Raw genomic sequence first — 26,700 nt, 5'->3', positions numbered from 1 at the left:
TCGCCGGGGCAAGCGTCAGACGGCGACGGGGCGCGGTTCGAACCGCTCCAGCCAGCCGGGCACCTCGCCTTTGGCCATCGGTACACCGATGGCATAGCCTTGCGCCTTGTCGCAGCCCATCTCGGCCAGCGTATCGAACTGGCGAGAGGTCTCGACCCCCTCGGCCACCACGTCCAGCGACATGCTGCGTGCCAGCCCGACGATGGCATCGACAACCTTGGCCGATTTCTCGTTCTGCAGATCGATGATCAGCGACCGGTCGATCTTCAACCCGCTGATATCCAGCATGGCCAGCTTGGAGAGAGAGGCATAGCCCGTCCCGAAATCGTCGATATGAACGGCCACACCCGCCGCGGCGATCCGCTGGATCGAGATCAACGCCTGATCGCTTTCATGCTCGATCAGGACGGTTTCAAGGATCTCGACCACGATGTCCGACGGCTTGAGACCATGCATGCGGATCATCGACATCAGGTAGTCCGGGAATTGCGGGTCGCGCAGGATACGCCCCGACGCGTTCAGCGACAGCGTCGGCACATCCCAGCCCATCGACCGAAGCTCTGACAGGGATTCCAGCGCCCGGAAAATGATCCGCCCGTCGATGACATCGATCTGCCGCGTTTCTTCGGCCAGCGGAATGAATTCGTTGGGCATGATCAGCCCCTGCTTGCCGTGGTCCCATCGGGCCAGAACCTCGAACCCGATCAGCCGGCCATCGGTACAGGAAATCTGCGGCTGGAAATAGGGCACGAACTCGCAATCGCGGAAGGCCCGGTCGAAGTCCTGTATCAAGGCATGGCGGCGTTCCAGGCGGTCGCGCATGGATTCGTTGAACGCCAGGGCAATGCCCTTGCCCGCCCGCTTGGCCTCGTAAAGCGCAATGTCGGCCTTCGTGATCAGGCCGCTGGCCTCGATGGAGTCCTCGTCGGCAAAGGCATAGCCGACACTGGCCCCGATCATGCATTCCTGATCGTCGATGATCATGGTCCGGCGCAGTTCGTCCGCGATCCGCTCCGCTATGGCCTGGGCCAGCCTGCGTTCCGACCGGCTTGAGAACGGCAGGACGATCACGAACTCGTCGCCGCCGGTGCGCGCCACGATATCGCCCTTGCGCACGATGGCCAGCATGGTGTCGCCGACCTGTTTCAGGACCGCGTCGCCCATCGCATGGCCCAGCGTGTCGTTGACCTCCTTGAACCGGTCGAGATCGACAGCCATGACGCAGACGGCCCGGCCGCTTTCCCGCCGGTCGGCCAGCAGCGTTTCCAGTTCCTCGTACAGCTTCTTGCGATTGGCCAGCCCCGTCAGGTGGTCGTGCCGGGCGGCATGATCCAGCTCCCGGCTCAGCCGGTCCAGCTCGTCGTTTCGGGTCAGCAACCTTCGGTTTTGCTCCACCACCTTGTTCAACGACCGGGTCACGGTCCGCTGTGCGGGCCAGAAGACGAAGATCGCCTCCAACACAAGGATCAGAAGCGTCAGTTGCAGGGCGAGGTGGTGCATTTGCTCCAACCGGGCTGTCCGCTCGGTCGCCTCGGCCTCGAACAGGGTCACCGCGGCGTTCAGGCTTTCCAGCAGATCGGCAATCGCCATGTCTTCCATCTGGCGCAGCACAGGCAATGCGGACGCGGGTTGATCCCGCAGCGCCAGGAACTCCTTCGACAGGCGCAGGAATTCCGCCACCTGCCGATCCAGCCGCGGCCCGTCCGGATCGAAATAAAGCGCGCGGGCCTCTGGCGAACGCAGCGCATTCTTCAGCAGCCACGCATGGCCATCCGCGAACTGCCCGACCGCTAGGACCAGTTCCGCATCATAGACGGGGTCAGGGTCTTGCACGGCATGCTCTGCCAGAAACACCACACGCTGGCTCAGCATCCGCTGCCGCCCGCTGACATTGATGGTTTCGGCGTCCGCCTCGCTGGCCTTGATGCTGTGCAGGTTCACCAGATGCGCGCTGCCCAGAAAGACCAGAATCAACCCGATTGCAAAGACATAGCGCAACCACAAGCGGCGGGGATCGGGGGCGGAGAGGAGGGAAAGGCGCACAGATCAATCTCGCGCAGGGTCAGGGTATTCCCTGTCTTGACAGAAAAGTGTTTCCCAATGGTTGCCCTTCTTGGGATCATGTCTCCGATCACGCGGGAAAACCTGCCCCTGGATGGAACCTTCATACCGGGTCAAGCCGCACACTCCCGGTCGATGGCGGCGCGCATGCCATGCTCCATCATCACCGACAGGCGGTGCGCAACGGCGGCCGACCATGTCCCATCGGCGGCCAGCGCAGGCGGCACGAGGCCCGGCAGCGCCTGCAGGGCCGTCACGATCTCTGCCGCGGTTTCGCATCCGGCGACGGTGTCGCGCAGCAACGCCTCCCTCGGGTCACGCAGGGCGTATGCCTGCCCACTGTCGCAGTAGCCGAGGACATAGCGCATCCATGCCGCCGTCGCGAAGGCAAAGGGTGCAAGGTCGGGCCCCGCCGCGTGCGCATCGCCGGCAGGGGAAAATATCCGCTGGGGCATCTTCTCGGTGCCGTCCATGGCGATCTGATAGGTCTGGTGCGCGAGATGCGGATTGGCGAACCGGGTCAGCAGAGCCTCGGCATAGGCCGCCGGATCGATACCGGGCAGCGGCGGCAGGGTCGCGGCCGCCGCCCCCATATGGCGCCGGATCAGGCCGACCAGCGCAGCATCGGCCATCACGTCACGCACATGCGCATGCCCCGCCAGAAACCCGGCATAGGCCAGCATCGAATGCGCCCCGTTCAGCATGCGCAGCTTCATCTTCTCATAGGGCGCCACATCGCCCACGAAAAGCGCCCCGGCCGCATCCCATGCAGGGCGGCCGCTCGGGAAATGGTCCTCGATCACCCACTGGGTGAACCGCTCGGTCTCTACCGCGGCCATGTCCTGCCGCCCGGTCAGATCCGCGGCCAGCGACCGCGTGGCATCGGTGCCTGCGGGGGTGATACGGTCGACCATCGTCGCGGGAAAGGCGACCTCGGTCTCGATATGGGAGACAAGGGCCGGCGCCGCCTCGCGCGCGAAATCGGCCAGCAGGCGACGCAGCATCGACCCGTTGTCCGGCAGGTTGTCGCAACACAGCACCGCAAAGGGCGGCATCCGCGCCGCCAGCCGTTGACCAAGCGCCCAGACCAGAAGCCCGGCCACCCCCGTCGGCGTATCGGGATCGGCCAGATCGGCCGCGATGGCGGGATGGGTCCGGTCGATCCCCCCCGTGGCCCGGTCGATGCCATAGCCCTTTTCGGTGACGGTCAGTGACACGATCCGGGTGGCCGGATCGCACAGGGCCTGCAAGACCTCCGCCCGGTGACGCGGCAGGGCCAGCGCCCGCGCGATGGCCCCGATTACGCGCGCCTCCTGCCCCTCCGCATCCCGCGCGATCAAGGTGTAAAGACCGTTCTGCGGCTCCAGCGCCTCTGATGCGTCCGCGCTGCGCAGGCTGACGCCGATGATCCGCCAGTCGCCGCCCCGGGCCGCAAGGGCCGCATCGGTATAGGCCGCCTGATGCGCCTTGTGGAACGCCCCCAGGCCGATATGCACGATCCCCGCCCCATGCGCCCAGGGGTCGTAAGCGGGGCGCAGCACCGTGTCGGGCAGCCCGCGGAGATCGTCCAGACGTCTCATCCGGCGGGCACCCCGGTCCGCGGCTCCAGCGCCGCGATGATGCCGCGAAGCTCGGCCAGGCCCTTCAGCCGCCCGATCGCCGGATAGCCCGGCTGCGCCTTGCGGTTCAGGTCGTCCAGAATGTCCTGCCCGTGGTCGGGCCGGAACGGAATCGACCAGTCGGCCCGACCCGCCGCCCGGCGCCGTGCCTCTTCCTGCAAAGCCGCCTCTACCAGGGCGACCATGTCCGTGTTGCCGCCCAGATGCTCGTCCTCATAGAACGACCCGCGAATATCCGCCGTTTCCCGCCGAACATTGCGCAGATGCAGGAAATGCACCCGGTCGCCCAGCCGCGCCATCATGCCCGGCAGGTCGTTATCGGGACGGGAGCCCAGAGAACCCGAACATAAGGTGATGCCGTTCGCGGGACTTTCCACAGCACCCATAATCGCGGTATAATGTTCCTCCGTCGACATGATGCGCGGAAGCCCGAGAAGCGGAAAGGGCGGATCGTCAGGATGACAGCACAGCCTTACCCCAAGGTCCTCTGCCAACGGCACGACCTGTTCGAGAAAATCGACAAGGTTGGCGCGCAGCCCGTCCTCTCCGATCCCGTCATACTCCGCCAGATGGGCGCGGACATCCTCCAGCGTGAACCGCTCCGCCGCCCCCGGCAATCCGAACACGACATTGCGCGCCAACGCGTCCGCTGCGGCAGCATCCATTTCGGCAAAGCGGCGGGCCGCGGCATCCTTGATCGCGTCGTCATAGTCTTCCGCCGCACCGGGGCGGCACAGGATGTGCAGGTCGAACGCGGCGAAATCGATCAGGTCGAACCGCATGCAGGTCGCGCCAGAGGGTCGGCGCCAGGCCAGATCGGTGCGCGTCCAGTCCAGAACGGGCATGAAATTGTAGCAGATCACCTCGATCCCCGCGGCAGCGAGGTTCTTCATGCTCTCCCGATACGCGGCGACATGGTCCCGCCAGTCGCCCCGCTGTTTCTTGATGGCTTCCGAAACCGGCAGACTTTCGACAACGTCCCAACACAGCCCCGACTCCGCCCCGTCGGTCATGCGTCCGATTTCGGCCTGCCGCCGGGCAATCTCTTCGGGCGACCAGACAGCGCCCGTGGGAACATGATGCAGGGCCGACACGACGCCCTCGGCGCCAGCCTGTCGGACATCGTCAACCGAGACCTGATCTTTGGGGCCGAACCACCGCCATGTCTGCCGCATAGACACACCTTTTCCCGAGTCACCTTTGTAAAGCCTAACAGCTTAATGAATTGCTGACTAGTATGGCAGTATGGTAGCTTTCCTCACGAAAGGGGGGGAATCATGCAGATGGATACCGCGATTGCCTGCGCGCTCGATCCCGACCGGCAGATCACGCCCCAGATCTACCAGTTTCTTCACGACCGGATCATCCGCAACGAGTTGAAACCCGGCGACCAGATCTCTGAGTCAGAGATCGCGCGGAACTGCTCCGTCAGTCGCCAGCCCGTGCGCGAGGCGTTTATCAAGCTCGCCGATCAGGGCCTTTTGTGGATCCGCCCGCAACGCGGCACCATCGTCAGCCGCATCACCTATGATGCCGTGCTGGATGCGCGCTTCCTGCGCGAGGCGTTCGAGGCCGACATCGTCAAGGTTCTGGCCCGCGACCCCGACCCCGCCCTGATCACCGAACTGCGGGCGCAGATCATGGCGCAAAAGGCCATCGGCAAGGCCGCGCCACGCGACTTCATCGACCTGGATGAAAAGTTCCACCGCACCTTTGCGGAAGGTGCGGGCAAGGGCGGCGCGTGGAAACAGATCGAGGGCCTCAAATCCCAGATGGATCGCGTGCGCTATCTTTCGCTTGGCGATCTGCCTGTGCGCAACCTGATCGGCCAGCATGAGAATATCGTCAACCTGATCGCCGCGGGCAATGTCAGCGGCGCAGAGGCCGCGATCCGCTCACACCTGCGCGCGATCCTGCACGACCTTCCGGAAATCACACTGGCCCATCCGGAGTTTTTCGAATTGCCAGCCGGCGGCATTCCAACGTCGGACAAAAAACCCATCGAAGGAGGAGAACGAGAATGACAAAAGCCTGGAAACTGTCAGGGCTTGCCGCGGCCCTTGTCGCCAGTCTTGCCGCCGTCCCCGTCGCCGCGCAGGACATGACGCTGAAGCTTGGCCATCTCGCGAACGAGGACAACCCCTGGCACAAGGCCAGCGTGAAATTCGGCGAGGAACTGGCCGCCCTGACCGATGGGCGCATCGTGGTCGAGGTCTATCCCAACGAAAGCCTCGGCAAGGAAATCGACCTGATCAACGGCATGCAGCTTGGCACGGTCGACATGACGATCACCGGCGAGTCCCTGCAGAACTGGGCGCCGATGGCCGCGCTTCTGGCCGTGCCCTACGCCTATAAATCCATCGAGCATATGGACGAGGTCGCCAGCGGCGAGATCGGCGACCGGATCGAGGCGCAGATTGTCGAGCGCGCCCAGATCCGCCCCATCGCGTTCTTCGCCCGCGGCCCGCGCAACCTGACCTCCAACCGGCCCATCGCCCATCCCGACGACCTTGACGGGCTGAAGATGCGGGTGCCGAACGTGCCGCTGTTCGTCGATGTCTGGAAGGCGCTGGGCGCCCAGCCCACCCCGATGGCCTTTTCCGAGGTCTTCACCTCGCTTCAGAACGGCACCATCGGTGCGCAGGAAAACCCGCTGGCCCTGATCCGCTCTGCCAATTTCAACGAAGTGCAGAGCCATGTGAACATGACCGAACATGTGCGGTCGTGGATCTACCTCACCATCGCCGAGATGACGTGGAACAAGCTGTCGGACGAGGACAAGGCCGCCGTGATGGAGGCCGCCGCCCGCGCCCAGGCCTATGAACGCGGCCTGTTCGAGGACAGCATCGCCGCCGACCGCGCCTATCTGGAAGCCAACGGCATGACCTTCGTCGAGGTCGACGGCCCGGCCTTCGCCGCCAAGGCAAAGGACGCCGTGCTGGCCAATGTCAGCGACGAAATCAAACCGGTCGTCGAAGGGCTGTTTGCCGAATAAGGCAGACGCCCTTCGCGGGGTCGGCATCGGCTCTCTCCCCCTCCTCCCGATGCCGACCCGAAAATTGTGTGAAGGCAGACAAATGCCGCGTATGGAACGTTTGATCCAACTGGTCGTGCGTGTTGCACGGCTTGGGGTGGGCCTTGCCTTTCTGGTGCTGATCGCCGCCGTCCTGATCCAGGTCGTCGGGCGTACCATCGGCAACTCCCCCGTCTGGACCGAGGAACTGACCCGCTTCGCCCTGCTGTTCCTTGTGGCATTCGGGGCGGGGCTGTCGTTTCGCACCGGCGACATGGTCAATGTCGATGTGGTCTGCGAACAGTTGCCCGGCCGCTGGCCATGGCGGCTGCGCCTTCTGTCCGCCATCGCGACGGGTGGCATCGCGCTTTATCTGCTGCCCTTTGCGTGGAAATACGTCTGGATCGGCCGCATGCAAAGCTCCCCCGCATTGGGGCTGAAGATGAGCTATGTGCATTTCAGTGTGTTCCTGCTGCTGAGCCTGCTGGCCCTTTTCGCCCTGTTGCGCGTCCTTGGCATGCTCAGCGGCGCCGAGGACGGGTCGCCCGAGAAGCCGGAGGAACTCTGACATGGAGGTCTGGGTCCTTTTCGGGCTGTTCGTCGGCGGGCTGGTCCTTGGCATCCCCGTCGCGATCACGCTGGGCGTCTCATCGCTGGGCTATCTGCTGCTGGCAGGCATCCCGCCCGTTGTGATGCCGCAAAAGATGTATGCGGGCATGGACGTGTTCGTACTGCTCTCCATCCCCGGCTTCATCCTTGCGGGCAACCTGATGAACCGCGGCGGCATCACCCAGCGGATCGTGCGGTTTGCCAATGCGCTGGTGGGCTGGATCCGCGGCGGGCTGGGCCTGACCAATATCGCCGCTTCCATGCTGTTCGGGGGCATCACCGGCACCGCGGTGGCCGACGCGGCCTCGATCGGGGGCGTGTTGATACCGGGAATGAAGAAAGCCGGCTATCCCGCTGATTTTTCGGCCGCCGTCACGGCGGCGTCATCGACCGTCGGGCCGATCATCCCGCCCAGCGTGCCGATGATCATCGTCGGTGCGCTGTCGGGTATCTCGGTCGGCAAGATGTTTCTGGCCGGCGCCGTGCCCGGCATCCTTATGGGGCTGGCGATGATGGTCACGGCCTATGTCATCTCCGTCCGCAAGAACTTTCCCCGACAGCCCTGGCAGGGCGTGGGCGAGGTCGGTCGCGCCTTTGGCGGCGCGGTCTGGGCGCTGGCGATGACGTTCCTGATCATCTACGGGCTGCTGTCCGGCCTTGCCACGCCGACCGAAACCGCCGTGGTGGCCAGTGTCTATGCGATGATCGTGGGCTGTTTCATCTACCGCGAACTGCCGCTGTCCAAGGTGCCTGGCGTCATCGTGGACAGCGCCGTCGCCTCGGCGGGCATCCTGACGCTGGTCGGCTTTGCCAATGTCTTCGGCTGGATCCTCGTCTCCGAACGCATCCCGCAGGCGATTGCAGCGGGTGTGCTCTCGATCACCGACAACAAGCTCCTGGTGATCCTGATCATCAACCTGCTGCTGCTTTTCGTCGGCATGTTCATGGAAACCATCGCGGCGCTGATCATCCTGTTCGTGCCGCTTCTGTCGCTGGCGCAGGCGGTGGGGATCGAGCCGCTGCACTTCGCTACCTTCGCCGTCCTGAACCTGATGATCGGGCTGACCACGCCGCCGGTGGGGGTGTGCCTGTTCGTCTGTGCCGGCATCGCGCGGCTGCCGCTGACCCCGGTGGTGATCGCGATCCTGCCGTTCCTTCTGACCAATATCGGCGTGCTTCTGCTCGTCTCCTTCGTGCCGGGCCTTGCGACCTGGCTGCCTTCCGTCGTCATGCCCTGAGGTTTTCATGGATACCCGCGTCTGCCGCCTGCACGCCCCCCACGACATCCGCATCGAAACGCTGCCCGTTGCGGCCCCCGGACCGGGGGAGGTTCTGGTCGCCGTCGGCGCGGGCGGCATCTGCGGGTCGGACCTGCATTACTACCATGACGGTGGCTTCGGCCCGATCCGGGTGAAAGAGCCGATCATTCTGGGGCACGAGGCCGCCGGAACGGTGGTCGAGGTCGGCGAAGGCGTCACCGATCTTGCCCCCGGCACCCGGGTCGCGCTGAACCCCTCCCGCCCCTGCCATGCCTGCAAGTTCTGCGATCAGGGCCTTTACAACCACTGCCTGAACATGCGCTTTCGCGGCTCTGCCATGCGGTTTCCCCACGAACAGGGCCTGTTCCGCGACCGCATCACGGTAGAGGCCGCACAATGCGTGCCCATCGCCGACGCGATCACCATCGGGCAGGCCGCCTGTTCCGAACCGCTGGCCGTCTGCCTGCATGCGGGCCACATGGCGGGCGATCTTCAGGGCAAGGCGGTGCTGGTCACCGGGGCGGGGCCGATCGGGTCGCTTTGCGCTGCCGTCGCGGCCGAGGCCGGTGCGGCCGAGATCGTCGTCACCGACCTGCAGGACCACCCGCTTGAGATAGCCCGGCAGATGGGCGCGACGCAAACCATCAACGTCGCCCGGGACGGTGCGGCGCTCGACGCCTTTGCCGCGGACAAGGGTCATTTCGACGTGGTCTTCGAATGCTCGGCCGCCGCGCCCGCCATCGCCTCGGCCATTACGGCGCTCCGCCCGCGGGGCACATTGGTGCAGGTGGGCGTGGGGGGCGCGACGCCGGTGCCCCTGAACCTGATCGTCGGCAAGGAAATCACCTTCCGCGGCACCCACCGCTTTCACGAGGAATTCGAACAGGCGGTGGCAGCCATCGGCAGCGGCCGGATCGACGTGCGCCCGATCATGTCGGCGAGCTATCCGCTGTCCGACGCGCGGGAGGCATTCGAGGCCGCGGGCGACCGCACCCGTGCCGTCAAGGTACACCTGACCTTCGACGGGGCCTGAGGCATGGCCTATCGCATCTCCCGTGACGCGCTTTGCGCCTTCGCTCAACGCCTGCTTGAAACCGGCGGCATGGAAGCTGCCAAAGCGTCTGTCGTGGCCGAGCTTTTGACCCGCACGGACGAGATGGGGGTGACGACCCACGGCACCTCGCTCATCCCCTACTACCTGCCGGAACTGAAATCCGGCGCCATGACCGCGACCGGCATCCACGAGGTCGTCACCGACACCGGCGTGACGATGGTGTGGGACGGCAACTATCTGCCCGGCCACTGGCTGATGACGCAGGCGCTGGACACCTGCATCCCCCGCGCCCGCGACCACGGCATCGTCACCCTTGCCCTGCGCCGCAGCCATCATATCGGCTGTCTCTCGACGCTCACGCGGATAGCTGCCGATCAGGGCCTGGTCTGCCTGATCGCCACCTCCGACCCTGCGGGCGCATGGGTCGCCCCATATGGCGGGGTGGAGCCGGTACTGACCCCGAACCCCTTTGCCATCGGTTATCCCGGCGGCGATCATCCGGTGCTGATCGACACCTGCGCCTCGATCACCACGGTGTCGAAGATGCGCGAACATATCAACACCGGCACAAGCTTCGCCCATCCGTGGATGCTGGATGGGCAGGGCCACGCCACCGCCGACCCCACCGTCGTCAAGGCCGACCCGCCGGGCACGATCCTGCCCGTCGGGGGTCTGGACCACGGGCACAAGGGCTTCGCGCTGGCGCTGATGGTGGAGATGCTGACCCAAGGACTGGCCGGGCACGGCCGGGCCGATCATCCCACGCGCTGGGGCGCCAATGTCTATCTGCAGGTGATGGACCCGGCGGCCTTTGGCGGGGCCGATGCCTTCGCCGCGCAGGTCGGGCACCTGAACGACCGCTGCCGCACCAGCACCCCCGCCCGCCCCGACGCGCCCGTCCGCATCCCCGGCGACCGGGTGCAGGCCGCCCTTGCCGCCGCCGCGGCGGACGGCATCGTGCTGCCGGAGGAGGTCTGGACGCGGCTGCGGGCCTGCGCGGTCGAGATGGGCATTCCCCTGCCCGATGACGACAGCACCCCAACGCGGAAGGACACGCCATGAAAACCCCGCTGACCGGGATCCTGCCGGTTGCCCCCACGCCCTTCCACGACGACGGGCAGGTGGACGAGGACGGCATGCGCCGGGTGCTCGACTGCATGATCGATCAGGGGGTCGACGCGATCTGCATCCTCACCAACTATTCGGAACAGTTCCTTCTGTCCGATGCCGAGCGCGACTTGCTGATGCGCGTCAGCCTTTCCCATGTGGCAGGCCGCGTGCCGGTGATCGTGACGATCAGCCATTTCGCAACCGACATCGTGGTGACCCGCGCCAAGGCCGCGCAGGCGATGGGCGCATCCATGGTGATGATGATGCCGCCCTATCACGGCGTCGGGCTGGTCCCGTCCGAAACCGGGATCGTCGAACATTTCCGCGCCGTCAGCGATGCGATTGCGATCCCGATCATGGTGCAGGATGCGCCCCTGTCCGGCGTATCGCTGCCGGTGCCGCTGCTGGCCCGCATGGCGCGCGAGATCGAGCATGTCAGCTATTTCAAGATCGAAACCCCCTTTGCCGCCGACAAGCTCTCCGCGCTGATCGAGGCCGGCGGCGCGGATATCGTCGGCCCCTTCGATGGAGAGGAGGCCGTGACGCTGCTGGCCGATCTGGACGCGGGCTGCACCGGCACCATGACCTCTGCCCTGCAACCGGAGATGATCCGGCCCATCGTGACCGAATATCTGGCGGGCAATCACGACGCGGCGCTGGCGCAGTGGAAGCTGTGCCTGCCGCTGATCAATCACGAAAACCGCCAATGTGGCCTGCGCGCGGCCAAGACCGTGATGAAGGCCGGCGGCGTCATCCAGAGCGATCATGTCCGCCACCCGCTGAAACCGATGTCGGAGCGCACGAGGGCCCGGCTCTTGCAGCTTGCCGGAGAGCTGGACCTGATCGCCCTGAGATGGGGTGAATGAGCGAAGCCCGGGCTGCGGTTCAAGCCCACGGACGACGGCGGTCAGGAGAGGATACCTGCGGCGCCGGCGGGCCAACAGCCCCGCCAAGACACGCGGATGCGGCGGGTCGGGGTCAAGGATCAAGTTCAGCTTCGCGCAAGACGTAGCATAACTTGATTGTATGGAGCGCCGCACCGGATAGAACGCGACAATCGGCCAAAGCCAGAGGGAGGGGAAGGTGCAGACGCAACCGGCACAGGCGGGCTCTAACGTCAGCCTTGAACAACGGGCATGGGCCATCCGGCGCAACGCGCTAAGGATGGGAGAGGTACAGGGGCAGGGCTATATCGGGCAAGCGCTGGGTGTCGCCGATGTGCTGGCCGTGACCTATTTCCACGCGCTGACATACCGCCCCGGCGACCCGGAGTGGGAGGGGCGCGACCGTTTCTACCTGTCGATCGGGCACTACGCGATCGCCCTTTACGCGGCGATGATCGAGGCCGGAATCCTGCCCGAGGACGAGATCGAAACCTATGGCATGGATGACAGCCGCATGCCGATGTCGGGCATGGCGGCCTATACCCCGGGGATGGAGATCACCGGCGGCTCGCTTGGCCACGGTCTTGGCATCGCGGTGGGGGCTGCGCTGGGGTTGAAGCGCAAGAATAACCCCGCCTTCGTCTACAACATGCTGTCGGACGGCGAACTGGGCGAGGGGTCGACGTGGGAGGCGGTGATGTCCGCGGTTCAGTGGAAGCTCGACAACCTGATCGCCATCGTCGATTTCAACAATCAGCAGGCGGACGGGCCCACGACGCAGGCCCTGGCCCAAGTGCCCGAGGCCGCGAAATGGGAAGCCTTCGGCTGGCATGCGCAGTCGGTGGACGGCAACGACATCCCCGCGGTGGTCGCCGCCTTCGACACGGCGCGCACCCTGACCGAGCCGAAGCCGCGGGTGATCATCTGCAACACCAAGATGTGCAAGGGCATCCCGTTCCTTGAGGAGCGCGAGATCACCCATTTCATCCGCGTGGAGGCCGACGAATGGGCCAAGGCGCTGGCCATTCTGGACGAGGACAAACCGCAATGAGCACCGGAACCCTGTCCCGCCGCCGCTCCAAATACACGCCCCGCACCGTGCCGGTGTCGGAGACCGGCGAAAAGCTGACGACCTCTGCCATGATCGCCTCGCTCGACGCCGAGGGGCGCGAGACGGTCGCCGCGCCGTTTGGCGAGGCGCTGTGCGAGTTGGCCGCGAAACGCGACGACATCGTGGGCCTGACAGCGGACCTTTCGAAATACACCGACCTGCATGTCTTCGCCAAGACATACCCCGACCGGTTCTACCAGATGGGCATGGCCGAGCAGGTGATGATCTCCGCCGCGGCCGGGCTGGCGCGTGAGGGGTTCACACCCTACGCCACCACCTATGCCGTCTTCGCCTCGCGCCGGGCCTATGACTTCATCTGCATGGCGATTGCCGAAGAAAACCTGCCGGTCAGGATCGTCTGCGCCCTGCCCGGCCTGACCACCGGATACGGCCCCAGCCATCAGGCAACCGAGGATCTGGCGATCTTTCGCGGCATGCCGAACCTGACCGTCATCGATCCCTGCGACGCGGTCGAGATCACGCAGGCCACCCACGCCATCGCCGATCTTGCGGGCCCCGTCTACATGCGGCTGCTGCGCGGCAAGGTGCCGAACGTGCTGGGCGAATACGGCTATCAGTTCGAACCCGGCAAGGCCAAGGTCATCCGCGATGGCGGCGATGTGCTGTTCATCTCGTCGGGCTTCATGACGATGCGGGTGCTGGACGCGGCAAAGCGGCTGGAGGCAGACGGCATCTCTTGCGGCGTGCTGCATTCCCCGACCATCAAGCCGCTGGACGTGGCGACCATCACCGCAGAGGCCGCGAAGGGCGGGCGGCTGGTCGTGACCGCCGAAAACCACTCCATCACCGGGGGGCTGGGAGAGGCCGTGGCAGGCGCCCTGATGCGGGCGGGCGTGCATGTGCCGTTCCGCCAGATCGCCCTGCCCGATGAATTCCTCGACGCGGGCGCGCTGCCGACGCTGCATGATCAATATGGCATTTCGGTCGACGCGGTGACGGCGTCGGTCAAGTCGTGGCTGTGAGGGGACGCGCATGAAACTGTTGGATGGAAAAACCGCCATCGTCACCGGGGCGGCAAGCCCGCGGGGCCTGGGCAAGGCGACGGCGAAGATGTTCGCAGAGCACGGATGCCGCGTCGCGATCCTCGATCTCGATGCGGGCCAAGCGCAGGCCGCCGCGGCCGACCTGCCGGGCGAGGGCCATATGGGCCTTGCCTGCGACGTTACCGACAAGGCCGGGTGCGATGCCGCGGCGACGGCCGTGATCGCCGCCTTCGGTCAGGTTGATGTGCTGGTGAACAATGCCGGGATCACCCAGCCGCTGAAGCTGATGCAGATCGCGCCCGAGAACTACGACGCGGTGCTGGACGTGAACCTGCGCGGCACGCTTTACATGAGCCAGGCGCTGATCCCGCATATGCGGGGGCGCAAGGCGGGCTCCATCGTGAACATGTCGTCGGTATCGGCCCAGCGCGGCGGGGGCATTTTCGGGGGGCCGCATTACTCCGCCGCCAAGGCCGGGATCCTCGGCCTGACCAAGGCGATGGCGCGGGAACTGGCGCCCGATGGCGTTCGGTCGAACGCGATCTGCCCGGGCTTCATCGCCACCGACATCACCGCCGGCAAGCTGACCGACGAGATGCGCGCACAGGTGCTGGCGGGCATTCCCATGGGACGCGCGGGCGAGGCGGACGATGTCGCAGGCTGTGCCCTGTTCCTCGCCTCGTCGCTGTCGGCCTATGTGACGGGATCGGAGGTCGATGTGAACGGCGGATCGCTGATCCACTGAAACGCCCCGGGACGGACGGTGAAAAACCCGTTCGTCCGCGCCCCCCTCCACACCGATCCTGCCCTTGCACATCTTTCGGGCAGGACCACATCTTGATATGCCCGGCCATTCCGTACATATTTCCCACTACATTCGGGAACGGAGAACCATTTCTTGGCCCGCATTCTTATCGCAGATGACGACGCGGATTACCGAACGGCCTTTTGTAGCGGTCTGGATGCCCTGGGGCACAAGGCCGTGGGCGTCGCGCAGACCGATCAGGTCGAACCCGCCCTGGTTGCCGGCGATCCGCCCTATGACATCGTCTTCCTTGACGTGATGATGCCCAATGGCAGCACCGCGGCGCTGTTGCAGCGCCTGTCGGAGTCCCAGCCCGACCTGCCCGTGGTGATGATCACCGGCCGGCCGGAGCTAACCCGGTCGCCGCTTTTCAAGAACGGCATGCGGCTGGCCGATGCACGCGTGGGCAAGACCGCCACGCTTCGGGAACTCGACGACCTCGTTCGCTCGCTCACCGGCGATTGAGCGGCACCGCGGCGCCCTGACTGAAGTGTGCCGCCGATCATGTCCGACGCATCGTCGGCACGGCCGACAACCCATCGGCCCGACCCGGTGCCTTCAGTGAAGGATCTGCGCGGTTTGCAGTTCGCAACTCGCGACGGCCCGGCGCACGGCGTTCAGGAACACCGTGCGTTCCAGCGGCTTTGCCAGAACGATGTCGCCCGGCGCGCAGGTCCGGCGGGCAACGACGGTGTCCGACGGATAGGCCGACAGGTAGATCGCCGGAAGGTTCTCGATCAACTGCCGGGCCGCCCAAACGACATCATTGCCCTGCATGATCCCCGGCATGACGATATCGGTGGCGATCAGTTCCGGCCGCAGGCCACCGCCGATCATCGCGACGGCCTCATCCCCCGAGGCGGCCCGATGCACGTCATAGCCTTCGGCCAGCAGCCAGTCGGTGACGATCCGGCGCATCCGGCGGTCGTCATCCACCAGAAGCAGCCGGGCCGACGGCTTTGCCCGGCCAAGCATCTTGTCCGATGTCGCGCGCTCCTGCCGCCCCGGCTCGCAGGCGGGAAGCACAAAGCGGATCTCGGCGCCTTCGTCGGGGATGATCTCGCTCAGCAGCAATCCGCCGAAATGCCGGATCAGCGAGTAGAGCGAAACGAAATTCGTAGACGGCATGAGCGACGACGCAAGATCGGTCTCGGGGTCGTCCACCTCGGCCTGCACACCGCTGGTATCGCGGCTATCGCGGACGGCGACCTGAACATAGGGCCCCGGGGACAGGCCATGCCGTTCCGCCTGCCGCGGGTCAAGGCAGGTGTTTTCCGCCCGGATCTCGATCTCTCCGCCTTCGGGCAGGCAATCGATCGCGTTCAGCAGCAGTGTCATCAGGGCAATCTTCATGGCAGAGGCGCCGGCCACGCAATCCTTCAGCCCCGCGTCGACATTGACCGACAGGTCGATATTCTCGGGGGCGGAGCGGCGAATGGTGGCCTCGGCATCCCGGACGGCGGCTTGCAGATCGATCTTTTCGGGTTTCGACACCCCGCCGAAGGCCACGCCCTGCAGGGCGCGCACAAGGGACTCCATCTCTTTCGCCGCCTCCTGCGCGTCCGCCAGAAACATGCGGTTGCGCAGCGACAGCGGCGTCTGGGACAGCAGATCGAGGGCCGCGATCACCACCGACAGGGCGTTGGCACTGCGATGCGACATGCGCCCTGCAACGGTCGTCATCGTGGCGAAGTTGCGCGCCGTGGCAAACGCCTCTGCACTCAGCCGTTCCGCGGTGACATCGCGCAGAAACCCCAGAGAGACCGGCCCCTGCAACGGCGCCACGAATTCCTGCAACCACCCGACCTCGCCCGACTTGCGCTGAATGCGAAAGGCAAGCCGCCCGCCCTCTCCGCTGTCAAGGAGCGCGCTTTTCGCGGCATCGGCAATGTCGCGGTCCTGCGGCAGGGTCCATGCCGTCCAGTTGCCCCGGGCCTCTGCCACCTCCTCCGAGGTCGCGCCCAAGAGGGCCGGCAGATGCGGCTCAAACCCGAAAGAACCAGTATCGCGGTTGAAAATCCAGTGCGCCACGCCGAGCGAGCGTGCCAATTCCAGCGAGAGATGAGACGTCCCTGCGGACATCGCCTCTGAAAAGTCTTCCCCGAAACCGCCCGGATCGGAGAACACAAACCTGCCCGTTTCAACCTTTGGCATGCGATGTCTTTCGACCCACTCGCGATTTAGGTGTCCCCGGCGGGGCCATTGGCAACTAAGGTAACAAAAAGGAAACACGTTTACGAATCAAAATTCGCCGGGGACAAATTCCGCATGTGGTCTCGGACAATCGACCAAGGCACCTTGTCCGCACGATGTCCGATTGCTGCGGTCGGGGCGTCCGCCGGCGGTCTGGATCCGCTGCGCCGCTTCGTCGGTGCCCTGCCCCGCGACATGTGCTTTGCGGTGATCGTGCAGCAGCACCTGCCGCCCTTTCAGCCGTCGCACCTTTCGGATCTGCTGGCCAAGGTCGGCAACCGGCCGGTTGAAACCGCGGCCAGCGGCGTGACCCCGACATGCGGGCATGTCTATGTCGTGCCGCCGGGAATGGTGGCAGAGGTCATCGCGGGCCGGATCGTGCTGACCGCCGACGAAAGGCGGCCGTCCCCCCATCGCCCGATCGACACCCTTTACACGTCGCTGGCCGAGGATCTGGGGCCATTGTCGGCGGGTGTCGTGCTGTCGGGCGACGGGGCAGACGGGGCGGCGGGGCTGGTCGAGATCAAGACGGGCGGCGGCATCACCTTCGCCGAACCCACCGCCGAGGCACAGTTTCCCGCGATGCCGGAAAACGCGATTGCCGCGGGCGGTGTGCGCCATATCCTGTCGGCCGCAGAAATACCGCGCCTGCTGCAGGCGGCGTTCCGGGCGGCCCCGGCGCCGGGCCTTTCGAATGACGAACCTGCCCTGTCCGAAGGCGCGGCGCACCTGCCGGAGATCGTGGATATCCTGCGCACCATGACCGGCCGGGACTTTTCACGCTACAAGACCGGGACCCTGTCCCGCCGGTTGCAGCGTCGCCTTGTCGAACAGCGCGCCTTTGGCGTCGACCGCTATGTCCAGCGGCTGCGCAACGATCCGACCGAGGCCCAGGCGCTGGCCCGCGATTTCCTGATTGTCGTCACCAGCCTGTTCCGCGACCCAGACGCCTTTGAGGAGGTGCGCAACACGACGATTCCGCGGCTGCTGTCCTCCGGCAAGGGCAGCTATCGGATCTGGAGCGTGGGATGCGCCACCGGGGAGGAAGCCCACACGCTAGCCATTCTCTGGCAAGACGCCCTGAAACGGGCCGATCCGACCTGCGATTTCCAGTGCTTTGCAACCGACGTCCAGTCCCGCCTGATCGACCGGGCGCGGCGCGCCCGCTATGGCGCCGACGAGATCGCCAATGTGCCCGCGGACCTTGTCGAGGGCAGTTTCGAGATCACCGCGCAGGGCTATCGGGTACGCCCCGAGATCCGCGAACGCTGCGTCTTTGCGGTGCATGACCTTCTGGTCGATCCGCCGTTTTCGGAAATCGACATGGTCAGCTGCCGCAACCTGCTGATCTATCTGCGCCCAGAGGCCCAGCGCGAGGCCCTGACCCGCATCCATTTCTCACTTGCCCCGCGGGGCGTTCTGATGCTGGGCTCGGCCGAAAGCACGGCTCAGGCCGAGGGGATGTTCGAACCCATCTCGGAAGAATACCGGCTTTTCCGAAAGGTGGAGCGCGACCGCCAGCATGCGGTGCATCTCAGCTCCAACATCGTGACGAAGGGCCCGACGCAGCCGGGCGATCTTTTGACGGTGTCGGGGCCCCGGCATGCCGAGGACATTTCGTCCCTTGCCGAACACGCCTATGTTGCCGCCTTCGCCCATCCCTTCCTGCTGGTCTCGCAGGACAACTCGGTTCTTTATGTTTCCGAAGGGATGGCGCCGCTGCTGAGGCACGAGGGCGGCACAATCACCGCAAGCGTCGAACGGCTGTTGCAGCGCGAATTGCGGGGCCCCATCCTGTCAAGCCTGCACGAGGCGCGCCAGAGCGAGCAAGAGGTCGTGCGCCCCGGCGTCCGGGCAAGTGTGGATGGCCAGACCCACCGGTTCGACCTGGTCGTGAAACCGGCCAGCAAGGGCGCCAGCATCGTTGCGCTGCTGCCCCGTTCGGCCCCGAATGCGCCACAGCAGCAGGAAGACCGACAAAGCGGCGACGACCCGGAAAGCGCGACCCTGCGCCGGGACCTGGCCGAAGCGCGCGATGTCATCGCCGAGGCCGAGATCCGCCATGCCGAGACCATGCAGGGCCTGATCGAAGCCAACGAGACGCTCATGTCGATGAACGTCGAACTCAAAAGCTCTCACGAGGAACTGGAAACCTCGCGCGAGGAACTGGAGTCGGTCAACGAGGAACTCAAGACCGTCAATGCGGAACTGAAGGAAAGCAATTTCGAACTGCTGGCCGCCCGCAACAACATGAACAACATGCTGTTGCGGACCGAGGTCGCGCTGCTTTTCCTCGACGGGGAGCTGAACCTGCGCCTGTCGACAGAGGCCGCCCGGGACCTCTATGCGATCCGCGACTCCGACTGCGGGCGCCCGTTGTCGGAACTCAGGGCCCATGTCGACTATCCCGGGATCGAAGAGGACGCCCGCCGCGTCATGCGCACGCTGACAGCCCATGCGCAAGAGGTGCGGACCTATGACGGAACGCGCTGCTTCATCGCGCGGATTTCCCCCTACCGGACCCTCGACGACCGGATCGATGGCACGGTGATCGCCTTCGTCGACGTGACCGAGCAGAAGCAGGCGGAAATCGAACTGCGCGCGCAGGCCGCCACGATCGAACGGCAACTTGCCGAACTGGAGGCGTTCTATGCCGAGGCGCCGATCGGGATCAGCCTGCTGGATTCCGACTTGCGCTACCTGCGTATCAACAACGCCATGGCTGCGATGAACGGCGCGACACCGGCGGCCCATATCGGCCACACCTTGCAAGAGATGGTCCCCGGGATCGGTATCGACGCGACGCGCCAGATCGACGGGGTGCTGCGGACGGGCAAGCCGGTGCGCGGCAAGGAACTGGTGGGCACGACCCCGGGCGACCCGGATCGCGAACGCACATGGCTGGTGGACTATTTCCCTGTGTCCACCAGCGACGGCGCCTTTGCCATCGGCACCTGTGTGACCGACGTGACCGAGCAACGGGATTTGCAGCGCAAGCTGGAAGCCAAGCAGGAGGAACTGGACGCCGCAGAGGCCCGCCTGTTCCGCCTGTTCGATGAATCGCCCGCCATCATCGTCGTCTTCGAAGGGGCCGATCACGGATGCCTTTACGCCAACGGGCGCGCCAAGTCAGAGCTTGGCTTCGACCCCGTCGGCATGACCGTTGCCCAGATCTTCCCCAATCTCGCCAAGCGTGGCGAGACGGCCGTTTTCGACCGGGCCTTCCGGTCAGGCAACGCGGTGATCACCCCGGAACTCGTCCCGATGGCAAGCCGCGAGGCCGGACAGGCGACCGAACGTATCTTCAGCCGGGTGCTGCAACCATGGACGCGCGCCGACGGATCGGTTGCCGGGGTCATGGTCATGGCGCAGGACGTCACCGATATCGCCGCCGCCCGCAATCTTGAAAAGGATGCAAGGCGGGAGATCGAGCAGATCCAGAACTCCGTCCCCGCCTTCATCGCGACGCTGGACCGGGCGGGAAACCTGCGTCACGCGAACGAGTATGCCTGGAACCTGACCACAGCGCGCCCGTCGGAGGAACTGGGCAGACCCTTCTGTGCGGGCCGCTGGTGGACCAAGGAGGCCGCGGATCTTCTGCGCCAAAGCCTGGCGGAGGCGACCGAGGGGGTCGAAAAGGGGTTCGAGGCATCGATTACCGCGCCGGACGGCCGGGCCGTGCAGGTCGATGTGCGTATCGCCCCGCATTTCAACCGCGGGCATGAGATCACGGGCTATTTCGTGACCGCGCTGGACGTGACCGACCGCCACCGGGCCGAGGCGCAGCAGATGCTCCTGTTCCACGAATTGCAGCACCGGCTGAAGAACACGCTGGCACTGGTCATGGCGATGACGGACTTCACCAGCGACTCCGCCGAAACCAAGGAAGACATGACGCGGGCGCTGCAAGGGCGGCTGAACGCGATCCGGCGCAGCATGGAGCGACTGACCGACAGCGACTGGGAGGGCCTGACCCTGCAGGAGATCGTGTCGAGCGAGGTCGAGGCGCTGATGCCAGAGGCGCATTTCAGCCTCGACCTGCGGACAATCGATTTCACCCTTGAACCGTCCCGGGCGCTTGCCCTTGCCTTGGCGATGCACGAACTGGCAACGAACGCGCTGAAACACGGGGCGCTGACATCGCCGAACGGCCGTGTCGCGATATCGGCGGGCACCGAGGACAGCGGCGGCACCTGCGTTCTGCACTGGGTCGAAACCGGGGGGCCGGCGCCTGCCGCGTCGGATCGAACGGGCTTTGGCACGTTTCTGCTGAAGACCCTGCTGGCCGCGGATCTGGGGGGGCAGGTCACGCTGGACATGCCTGAAACGGGCCTGACATGCACCATCCGGTTTCCCGTCGATCCGCCCGGCGAAAACTGACAGGTGGCAATGATGGCCAGGGTTCTGATCCTCGAAGACGAAGCCGTGATCGGCGCGCATCTGCAGATGATGCTGGAGCGCGCGGGGCACGAGATGATGGGCTATCACAACAGCTGCGACAGCGCGCTGGCCGCCTTGGCACTTGCCCGCCCCGATGTCGCGATCCTAGACGTCAGCCTGCGGGGCAACGGCACCAGCGAGACGGTTGCCGAACGGCTGGTCGCGATGGGCGTGCCGTTCCTGTTCCTGTCGGGGCGTCCGCCGGTGGCCGTTCCCGCGCTTGCGGCCTATGCGGATGCGCCGTGGCTGTCGAAACCGACCGATGCGCAGCGGCTGATCGCGACGATTTCAGAGTTGCTGGGGCCGTGATCCCGGGCCAGCGCCTCAGACCGACGCGGGGGCGACAAGTTCGGCCCCGGCATCCAGCGGCTCGATCCGCAAGCCATACCGCGTGGCAAGCCGGGCGACATTGGCCTCATGGGCATCGGCCTGACCTGCGATCCATGCCAGAAACCGGCGCACGGCGCGGCGGTTCAGATGCCGCCCCGGGCAGAGCGCCCAGTAGGCCGGAAAGGCAAGAACCGGCAGATCGGGCGTGACCGGGACAAGCCGGCCCGCCGCGACCTCGGCCGAGGCCAGCGCGAGGGATTCCAGCACCACACCGGCGCCGTCCACGGCAAGTTGAAGGGCCATGGAAGAGCGGTCCATCAGGATCGCCTTGCCATTCGCGGAGGTCTTCAGACCCATGCGCCAAAGCCAGAAATCCCATTTGCAAAGCGCACGGGAACTGTCGATCAGACGGGCGTGGGCGAAGCGGTCGCTGTCGCCCTCCGGCCCGGTCGCGGCAAGGTAACCGGGGCTGCACAGCGGCAGGACATGGTCCTTCAGCACCGGCTGGACGTGATAGCCAGCCCAGTCGCCGGTACCGTAGCGGATATCCAGATCCATCAGTTCGCGCTCGAAATCCGTCGGGTCGGGGGCGGCGTCGACGCGCAGTTCCCAATCGGGATTGCGATGCACGAAATCCGACAGCCGCGGCCCCAGCCAACGCACCCCGAAACTGGGCGTCACCCGCAGGGCCAGCCGGTGGGTGTCGGGTTCCTGGGTCAGGTGGCGCTGCGCATCGCGCAGCATGCGGATCGCTGTCGCGCTGGCCTGAAAAAGCTGCTCGCCTTCCAGCGTCAGGGCCAGCACACGCCCCTTGCGCCGGAAGAGCTTTACCCCGATCTGCTGTTCCAGAAGCTTGATCTGCTGCCCCACGGCCGAGGCCGAGACCGACAACTCCTCGGCCGCGCGGCCCAGCGATCCGCGCCGGGCCACGGCTTCGAAATGCAGATAGGCGTTGAGGTTCGGCCCGCGCGCCATCGACCTGCCCTATTGTGCCGCCACGGCCTCCTGCCGCTGCTGGCCCAGCCCCTCGATGCTCAACTCCATCACGTCGCCGGGGCGCAGGAACCGCTGCGGCTTCATCCCCATGCCAACGCCCGAGGGCGTACCGGTGGCGATGATGTCGCCGGGCTGCAACGCCATGAACTGGCTGAGATAGGAGACGATCTCGGCCACCGAAAAGATCATGTCATCGGTGTTGGAATCCTGCACGACCGCGCCGTTCAGCGCCAGTTTCAGCGGCAGGTTCTGCGGGTCCGGCACCTCGTCCGCCGTGACCAGCCACGGACCTGTGGGGCCGAAGGTCGGCGCGGACTTGCCCTTGATCCACTGCCCGCCCTTCTCGATCTGGAACTCGCGTTCGGACATGTCGTTGATGACGCAATAGCCCGCGACATGGTTCAGCGCGTCCTTTTCCGAGACATACAGCGTCTCGCGCCCGATGACGACGCCGAGTTCGACCTCCCAGTCCGTCTTGACGGAGTTGCGCGGGATCACCACCGGGTCATATGGCCCCGACAGTGCCGAGGTCGCCTTGGAAAACACGATGGGCTCTTTCGGCGGCTCCGCCCCGGTCTCGGCCGCGTGCTTGGCATAGTTCAGCCCGATGCAGAAGAAGTTCGGCACCCGCGACAGGCAGGACCCGGTCCGGCCCGGGTTTTCCACCGGCGGCAGGCTGTCGACGTCAACGGCGCGCAGCTTGTCCAGCGCCGCAACGGACACGGCCTGCCCCGAAAGGTCGGGCACATGGGCGCCGAGATCGCGCACCGTGCCCTGCCCGTCCAGAATGCCGGTCTTCTCGGACCCGGCCTCGCCATAGCGCAAGAGTTTCATGTCGTTGGTCCCTCTTCCTGAGAATGGATGCCCGTGGGCCGGCCCGATCTAGCCGGCCTTCGTTCCGGGCTCCTTATTGTCGTTTTCGGCTTCGAAAAACTCGCGCACATTGAGCAGCAACCGGTCCAGATGCACCTGAAGCTTTTCCTGTGCAAGGTCGGGGTCGCGCGCCTCAAGCCCCGCCACGATGGCGGCGTGCTGTTCGACAACGGTGTCCCGCGATCTTTGCCGGTTGGCCGACAGGAACCGCGCCCGCCACATCCGCGCGAGATAGGACATATGCGTTTCCGCCAGCGCCGCATTGTGGGACGCACCTGCGATTGCGATGTGAAACCGCATGTCGGCCTCGAACCGCTCGATATCCTCCAGCGTCTCGAAATTCTCGGCGATATGGCGCTCCGCCACGCGGATCGCCGCCAGATCCTCATCGGTTGCATGTTCGCAGGCCAGCCGCACCGACAACAGCTCCAGCGCGCTCAGCACGTCGATGGCGTCCTTCACCTCCTTGAGGCTGAGCTTGGCGACGACAGGACTGCGCGCGGGGCGCAGGATCACCAGCCCCTCATTGGCAAGGATGCGGATCGCCTCGCGCATGGGGGTTCGACTCACCCCCATCTCAAGCGCGTTGTCGCGTTCCTTGATCGGGGCACCGGCCAGAAGCTTGCCGCGGAGGATCTCGCGCCGAAGGTGATCAGCGATTTCTTCCGCGCGGCTCTTTTCTGCCATCCATGCGTGCCCTTGTTCCGAAATTCCATGCCCGTTCAGGGTGTTGCCCGGCGGGCGCCAGACTATGCCAGCCCAGATCTGGTATACCAGAACTCGTTGATTGTCGAGATTGGCTTTGCTAGCGTTTTGCCCACGATGGTATACCAAATTCAAGGGATGCGCCAAGACACCCATCGACCACGGCGAAAACGGGAGGATACGCCAATGACCCTGAACTGCTTTCTGAAGACCACCGCACTTGCGGCCCTGACCGCCGCGGGCGGCATGGCCAACGCGCAGGATGTGACCCTGCGCATCCAGACCCATTACGCGACCGAACACCCCTCGGGCAAGCTGGCAGCGCAATTTGCCGACGATATCGAGACCATGTCCGGCGGCGAGATCGCCATCGAGATCTTCTTTTCCTCGTCCGTCGTCGCCTCGACCGAAACCTTCGACGCCGCGATCAATGGCATCCTCGATTGCGACATGACCAGCGGTGCGTACCAGACCGGCAAGAACCCCGCCTTTCAATTCGTGGGCGACATCATGGGGGGCTATGACACGCCGTGGCAGCAGTTGAGCTGGCTGTACTACGGCGGCGGCTACGATGCCGCGCAGGAGCTGTATAACGCGCAAGGCATGCAACTGATCGGCTGGTGGCTTTACGGTCAGGAGTCCCTGTCCTCTGCCAAGCCGATTGCCGGGTTCGAGGATCTGAAGGGATGGAAGTTCCGTTCGCCCCCGGGGATGGAGACCGAGATCTTTCAGGAACTGGGCGCCTCGCCCATCGTGATGGACTTCACCGAGATCTTCACCGCGCTGGAAACGGGGATCATCGACGGCGCCGATGCCTCGGGCCTTTATAACAATGTTGGTCTTGGCCTTTATGACATCGTCAAGCACGCCACCTATCCGGGCTTCCATTCCATGCCGTCGGACCACCTGGCCTGCAACAAGGATGTGTGGGACGGCCTGTCCGAGAAGCATCGTCGGATCATCGACACCGCCATGCAGAAACTGACCCTGCACACCGCGCTGTCGAACGAGAAGAAGAACGCCGAGGCCGCCGCCGAACTGACGGCCGCCGGGGTCACGCTTTACGACTGGTCGGCCGAGGATCGGGCCGAGTTCCGCAAGGCGGCGCAGACGACATGGGACCGCTGGGCCACCAAGACGCCCGAGGCCGCGGCACTGGTGAAAAGCCACAAGGCCTATCTTGGCCAGTTGGGCCTTCTGGCGTCTGACTGAGCCTGCCGTCCAGCCCCTGCCAAAGACCTGAATTCAACGGGCGCGACCGGACAAGTCGCGCCCGTTGTCATCTGCGGCACCACCGTCGCGGCCACCAGGAATCGCGCCCGGCCCGGGGGCAGCACACCCTTTCGTTGCAGGCGCACCCAGCGGTTTCGTTCGCCGGCCTACATGCGCCCTGCGACCGCCCGGCATATACGCCGCCCAACGCACGGAGTCGTCTTCCCAGCACCGCATTTCGAACGACATTCGGCAATTTGGTATACCAAAACTGTTGATCGCCTCGCGGACCTTCGGTTAGCCTCTCGGAACAAAGAAGATCACCGGGCGCGAAACACGGGCCCAAACGACCGGGGCACCCGCCCCATTCTGGGAGGAAACGAGATGAAGCTGACAACCGTACTGACATCGGCCGCCGTTGCCGCTGTCGCCGCCGTACCGGCGCTGGCGCAGGATGTGACCCTGCGTATCCAGACGCATTACGCGACCGAACATCCCTCTGGCAAACTGGCCGCGCAATTCGTCGACGACGTGCAGACCATGTCGGGAGGCGAGATCGCCATCGAGATGTTCTATTCCTCGTCCGTGGTCGCCACGACCGAGACGTTTGACGCCGCGATCAACGGCATCCTCGACTGCGACATGACCGGTGGCGCGTACCAGACCGGCAAGAACCCCGCCTTCCAGTTCGTGGGCGACATCATGGGGGGCTATGACACCCCGTGGCAGCAGATCTCGTGGCTCTACTACGGTGGCGGCTATGACGCGGCGCAGGAACTTTACAACGCGCAAGGCATGCAGCTGATCGGCTGGTGGCTGTACGGTCAGGAATCCCTGTCCTCGTCCAAACCGATTGCCGGGCCGGATGACCTGAAGGGCTGGAAGTTCCGCTCTCCCCCGGGGCTGGAGACCGAGATCTTCCAGGAACTGGGCGCCTCGCCCATCGTGATGGACTTCACCGAGATCTTCACCGCGCTGGAAACCGGGATCATCGACGGCGCGGACGCCTCGGGTCTTTATAACAACGTTGGTCTTGGCCTTTATGACATCGTCAAGCACGCCACCTATCCCGGCTTCCACTCCATGCCGTCGGACCACCTGGCCTGTAACAAGGATGTCTGGGACGGCCTGTCAGAGAAGCATCGCCGGATCATCGACACCGCCATGCAGAAGCTGACCCTGCACACCGCACTGTCGAACGAGAAGAAGAACGCCGAGGCCGCCGCCGAACTGACGGCCGCCGGGGTCACGCTTTATGACTGGTCGGCCGAGGATCGCGCGAACTTCCGCGCCGCCGCGCAAAAGGCATGGGACCGCTGGGCCGCCAAGACGCCCGAGGCCGCAGCGCTGGTGAAAAGCCACCGCGATTACCTCAGCGATCTGGGCCTTCTGGCGAACTGACCGGCATGATCCGGAAGCAAT

Annotated in this window: 22 protein-coding genes; 15 read left to right on the top strand and 7 right to left on the bottom strand. The window is 65.2% G+C overall.

Features of this window, described 5'->3' with window-relative positions:
- Positions 1 to 15: 15 nt before the first annotated feature.
- From RGUI_RS18960 to uxuA, 3 genes are all read right to left on the bottom strand, one after another.
- Positions 16 to 2,043 carry a bifunctional diguanylate cyclase/phosphodiesterase gene (locus RGUI_RS18960; protein ID WP_081535748.1) on the bottom strand — a complete coding sequence of 676 codons (2,028 nt, stop codon included), beginning with the start codon at positions 2,041 to 2,043 and terminating at the stop codon, positions 16 to 18.
- A gap of 131 nt (positions 2,044 to 2,174) precedes the next feature.
- Entirely contained in the window at positions 2,175 to 3,641 is a 1,467-nt protein-coding gene (locus RGUI_RS18955; protein WP_081535746.1) for a mannitol dehydrogenase family protein, read from the bottom strand.
- Positions 3,638 to 4,855, bottom strand: coding sequence for a mannonate dehydratase (gene uxuA, locus RGUI_RS18950; protein ID WP_081535744.1), 1,218 nt, complete (start codon positions 4,853 to 4,855; stop codon positions 3,638 to 3,640). Before uxuA ends, RGUI_RS18955 begins: the two co-directional genes overlap by 4 nt.
- A gap of 102 nt (positions 4,856 to 4,957) precedes the next feature.
- On the opposite strand from uxuA, the gene RGUI_RS18945 reads away from it, so the two are divergent.
- The 11 genes from RGUI_RS18945 (at position 4,958) to RGUI_RS18895 (ending at position 14,994) form a co-directional block, all read left to right on the top strand.
- Positions 4,958 to 5,704, top strand: coding sequence for a GntR family transcriptional regulator (locus RGUI_RS18945; protein WP_081535742.1), 747 nt, complete (start codon positions 4,958 to 4,960; stop codon positions 5,702 to 5,704).
- On the top strand, positions 5,701 to 6,675 hold the full coding sequence (locus RGUI_RS18940; protein ID WP_081535740.1) for a TRAP transporter substrate-binding protein: 975 nt from the start codon (positions 5,701 to 5,703) through the stop codon (positions 6,673 to 6,675). The genes RGUI_RS18945 and RGUI_RS18940 overlap by 4 nt, the downstream gene beginning before the upstream one ends.
- 91 nt (positions 6,676 to 6,766) lie before the next feature.
- Complete coding sequence (locus tag RGUI_RS18935; protein ID WP_081536178.1) at positions 6,767 to 7,261, top strand: TRAP transporter small permease; 495 nt, start codon at positions 6,767 to 6,769, stop codon at positions 7,259 to 7,261.
- A gap of 1 nt (position 7,262) precedes the next feature.
- Positions 7,263 to 8,540: a TRAP transporter large permease gene (locus RGUI_RS18930; RefSeq protein ID WP_081535738.1), complete on the top strand. Its 1,278-nt coding sequence runs from the start codon at positions 7,263 to 7,265 to the stop codon at positions 8,538 to 8,540.
- Positions 8,541 to 8,547: 7 nt separating this feature from the next.
- A complete protein-coding gene (locus tag RGUI_RS18925) occupies positions 8,548 to 9,594 on the top strand; it encodes an L-idonate 5-dehydrogenase (protein ID WP_081535736.1) in 1,047 nt (348 codons plus the stop codon).
- 3 nt (positions 9,595 to 9,597) lie between these two features.
- Positions 9,598 to 10,677 (top strand): Ldh family oxidoreductase, encoded by a 1,080-nt coding sequence (locus RGUI_RS18920; RefSeq protein ID WP_081535734.1) that lies wholly within the window; start codon positions 9,598 to 9,600, stop codon positions 10,675 to 10,677.
- Positions 10,674 to 11,591, top strand: a complete 918-nt coding sequence (locus RGUI_RS18915) for a dihydrodipicolinate synthase family protein (RefSeq protein WP_081535732.1) — start codon at positions 10,674 to 10,676, stop codon at positions 11,589 to 11,591. The genes RGUI_RS18920 and RGUI_RS18915 overlap by 4 nt, the downstream gene beginning before the upstream one ends.
- Before the next feature lie 217 nt (positions 11,592 to 11,808).
- Positions 11,809 to 12,660 (top strand): transketolase, encoded by an 852-nt coding sequence (locus tag RGUI_RS18910; RefSeq protein ID WP_081535730.1) that lies wholly within the window; start codon positions 11,809 to 11,811, stop codon positions 12,658 to 12,660.
- Entirely contained in the window at positions 12,657 to 13,703 is a 1,047-nt protein-coding gene (locus tag RGUI_RS18905; protein WP_081535728.1) for a transketolase family protein, read from the top strand. Before RGUI_RS18910 ends, RGUI_RS18905 begins: the two co-directional genes overlap by 4 nt.
- Positions 13,704 to 13,713: 10 nt before the next feature.
- Positions 13,714 to 14,469: an SDR family NAD(P)-dependent oxidoreductase gene (locus RGUI_RS18900; RefSeq protein WP_081535726.1), complete on the top strand. Its 756-nt coding sequence runs from the start codon at positions 13,714 to 13,716 to the stop codon at positions 14,467 to 14,469.
- 153 nt (positions 14,470 to 14,622) lie between these two features.
- The gene (locus RGUI_RS18895) at positions 14,623 to 14,994 is read left to right on the top strand and encodes a response regulator transcription factor (RefSeq protein WP_081535724.1); all 372 of its coding nucleotides are present in this window, start codon (positions 14,623 to 14,625) and stop codon (positions 14,992 to 14,994) included.
- A 93-nt stretch (positions 14,995 to 15,087) separates the two neighbouring features.
- On the opposite strand, the gene RGUI_RS18890 is transcribed toward RGUI_RS18895, so the two are convergent.
- Entirely contained in the window at positions 15,088 to 16,683 is a 1,596-nt protein-coding gene (locus RGUI_RS18890; RefSeq protein ID WP_081535722.1) for a PAS domain-containing hybrid sensor histidine kinase/response regulator, read from the bottom strand.
- Positions 16,684 to 16,797: 114 nt separating this feature from the next.
- On the opposite strand from RGUI_RS18890, the gene RGUI_RS18885 reads away from it, so the two are divergent.
- Positions 16,798 to 21,102, top strand: coding sequence for a CheR family methyltransferase (locus tag RGUI_RS18885; RefSeq protein ID WP_081535721.1), 4,305 nt, complete (start codon positions 16,798 to 16,800; stop codon positions 21,100 to 21,102).
- 12 nt (positions 21,103 to 21,114) lie between these two features.
- A complete protein-coding gene (locus tag RGUI_RS18880) occupies positions 21,115 to 21,471 on the top strand; it encodes a response regulator (protein WP_216640086.1) in 357 nt (118 codons plus the stop codon).
- Positions 21,472 to 21,486: 15 nt separating this feature from the next.
- Here the strand turns inward: RGUI_RS18880 and RGUI_RS18875 are convergent, their stop codons facing one another.
- From RGUI_RS18875 to RGUI_RS18865, 3 genes are read right to left on the bottom strand one after another with little or no spacing between them, the layout of a single operon-like run.
- Positions 21,487 to 22,467, bottom strand: a complete 981-nt coding sequence (locus RGUI_RS18875; protein WP_081535718.1) for a LysR substrate-binding domain-containing protein — start codon at positions 22,465 to 22,467, stop codon at positions 21,487 to 21,489.
- A gap of 9 nt (positions 22,468 to 22,476) precedes the next feature.
- Positions 22,477 to 23,322, bottom strand: coding sequence for a fumarylacetoacetate hydrolase family protein (locus tag RGUI_RS18870; protein ID WP_081535717.1), 846 nt, complete (start codon positions 23,320 to 23,322; stop codon positions 22,477 to 22,479).
- A 48-nt stretch (positions 23,323 to 23,370) separates the two neighbouring features.
- The gene (locus RGUI_RS18865; RefSeq protein WP_081535715.1) at positions 23,371 to 24,048 is read right to left on the bottom strand and encodes a GntR family transcriptional regulator; all 678 of its coding nucleotides are present in this window, start codon (positions 24,046 to 24,048) and stop codon (positions 23,371 to 23,373) included.
- A gap of 204 nt (positions 24,049 to 24,252) precedes the next feature.
- Here RGUI_RS18865 and RGUI_RS18860 point away from each other — a divergent pair, with 204 nt between their 5' ends.
- Both RGUI_RS18860 and RGUI_RS18855 read left to right on the top strand, forming a co-directional pair.
- On the top strand, positions 24,253 to 25,278 hold the full coding sequence (locus RGUI_RS18860; protein WP_081535713.1) for a TRAP transporter substrate-binding protein: 1,026 nt from the start codon (positions 24,253 to 24,255) through the stop codon (positions 25,276 to 25,278).
- 384 nt (positions 25,279 to 25,662) lie between these two features.
- Positions 25,663 to 26,679, top strand: a complete 1,017-nt coding sequence (locus tag RGUI_RS18855; RefSeq protein ID WP_081535711.1) for a TRAP transporter substrate-binding protein — start codon at positions 25,663 to 25,665, stop codon at positions 26,677 to 26,679.
- Positions 26,680 to 26,700 lie beyond the last annotated feature (21 nt).

Source organism: Rhodovulum sp. P5, from assembly GCF_002079305.1.
Classification (GTDB): domain Bacteria; phylum Pseudomonadota; class Alphaproteobacteria; order Rhodobacterales; family Rhodobacteraceae; genus Rhodovulum.
The sequence above is the reverse complement of the archived record's forward strand: the minus strand, read 5'-3'. Positions and strand labels throughout refer to the sequence as shown.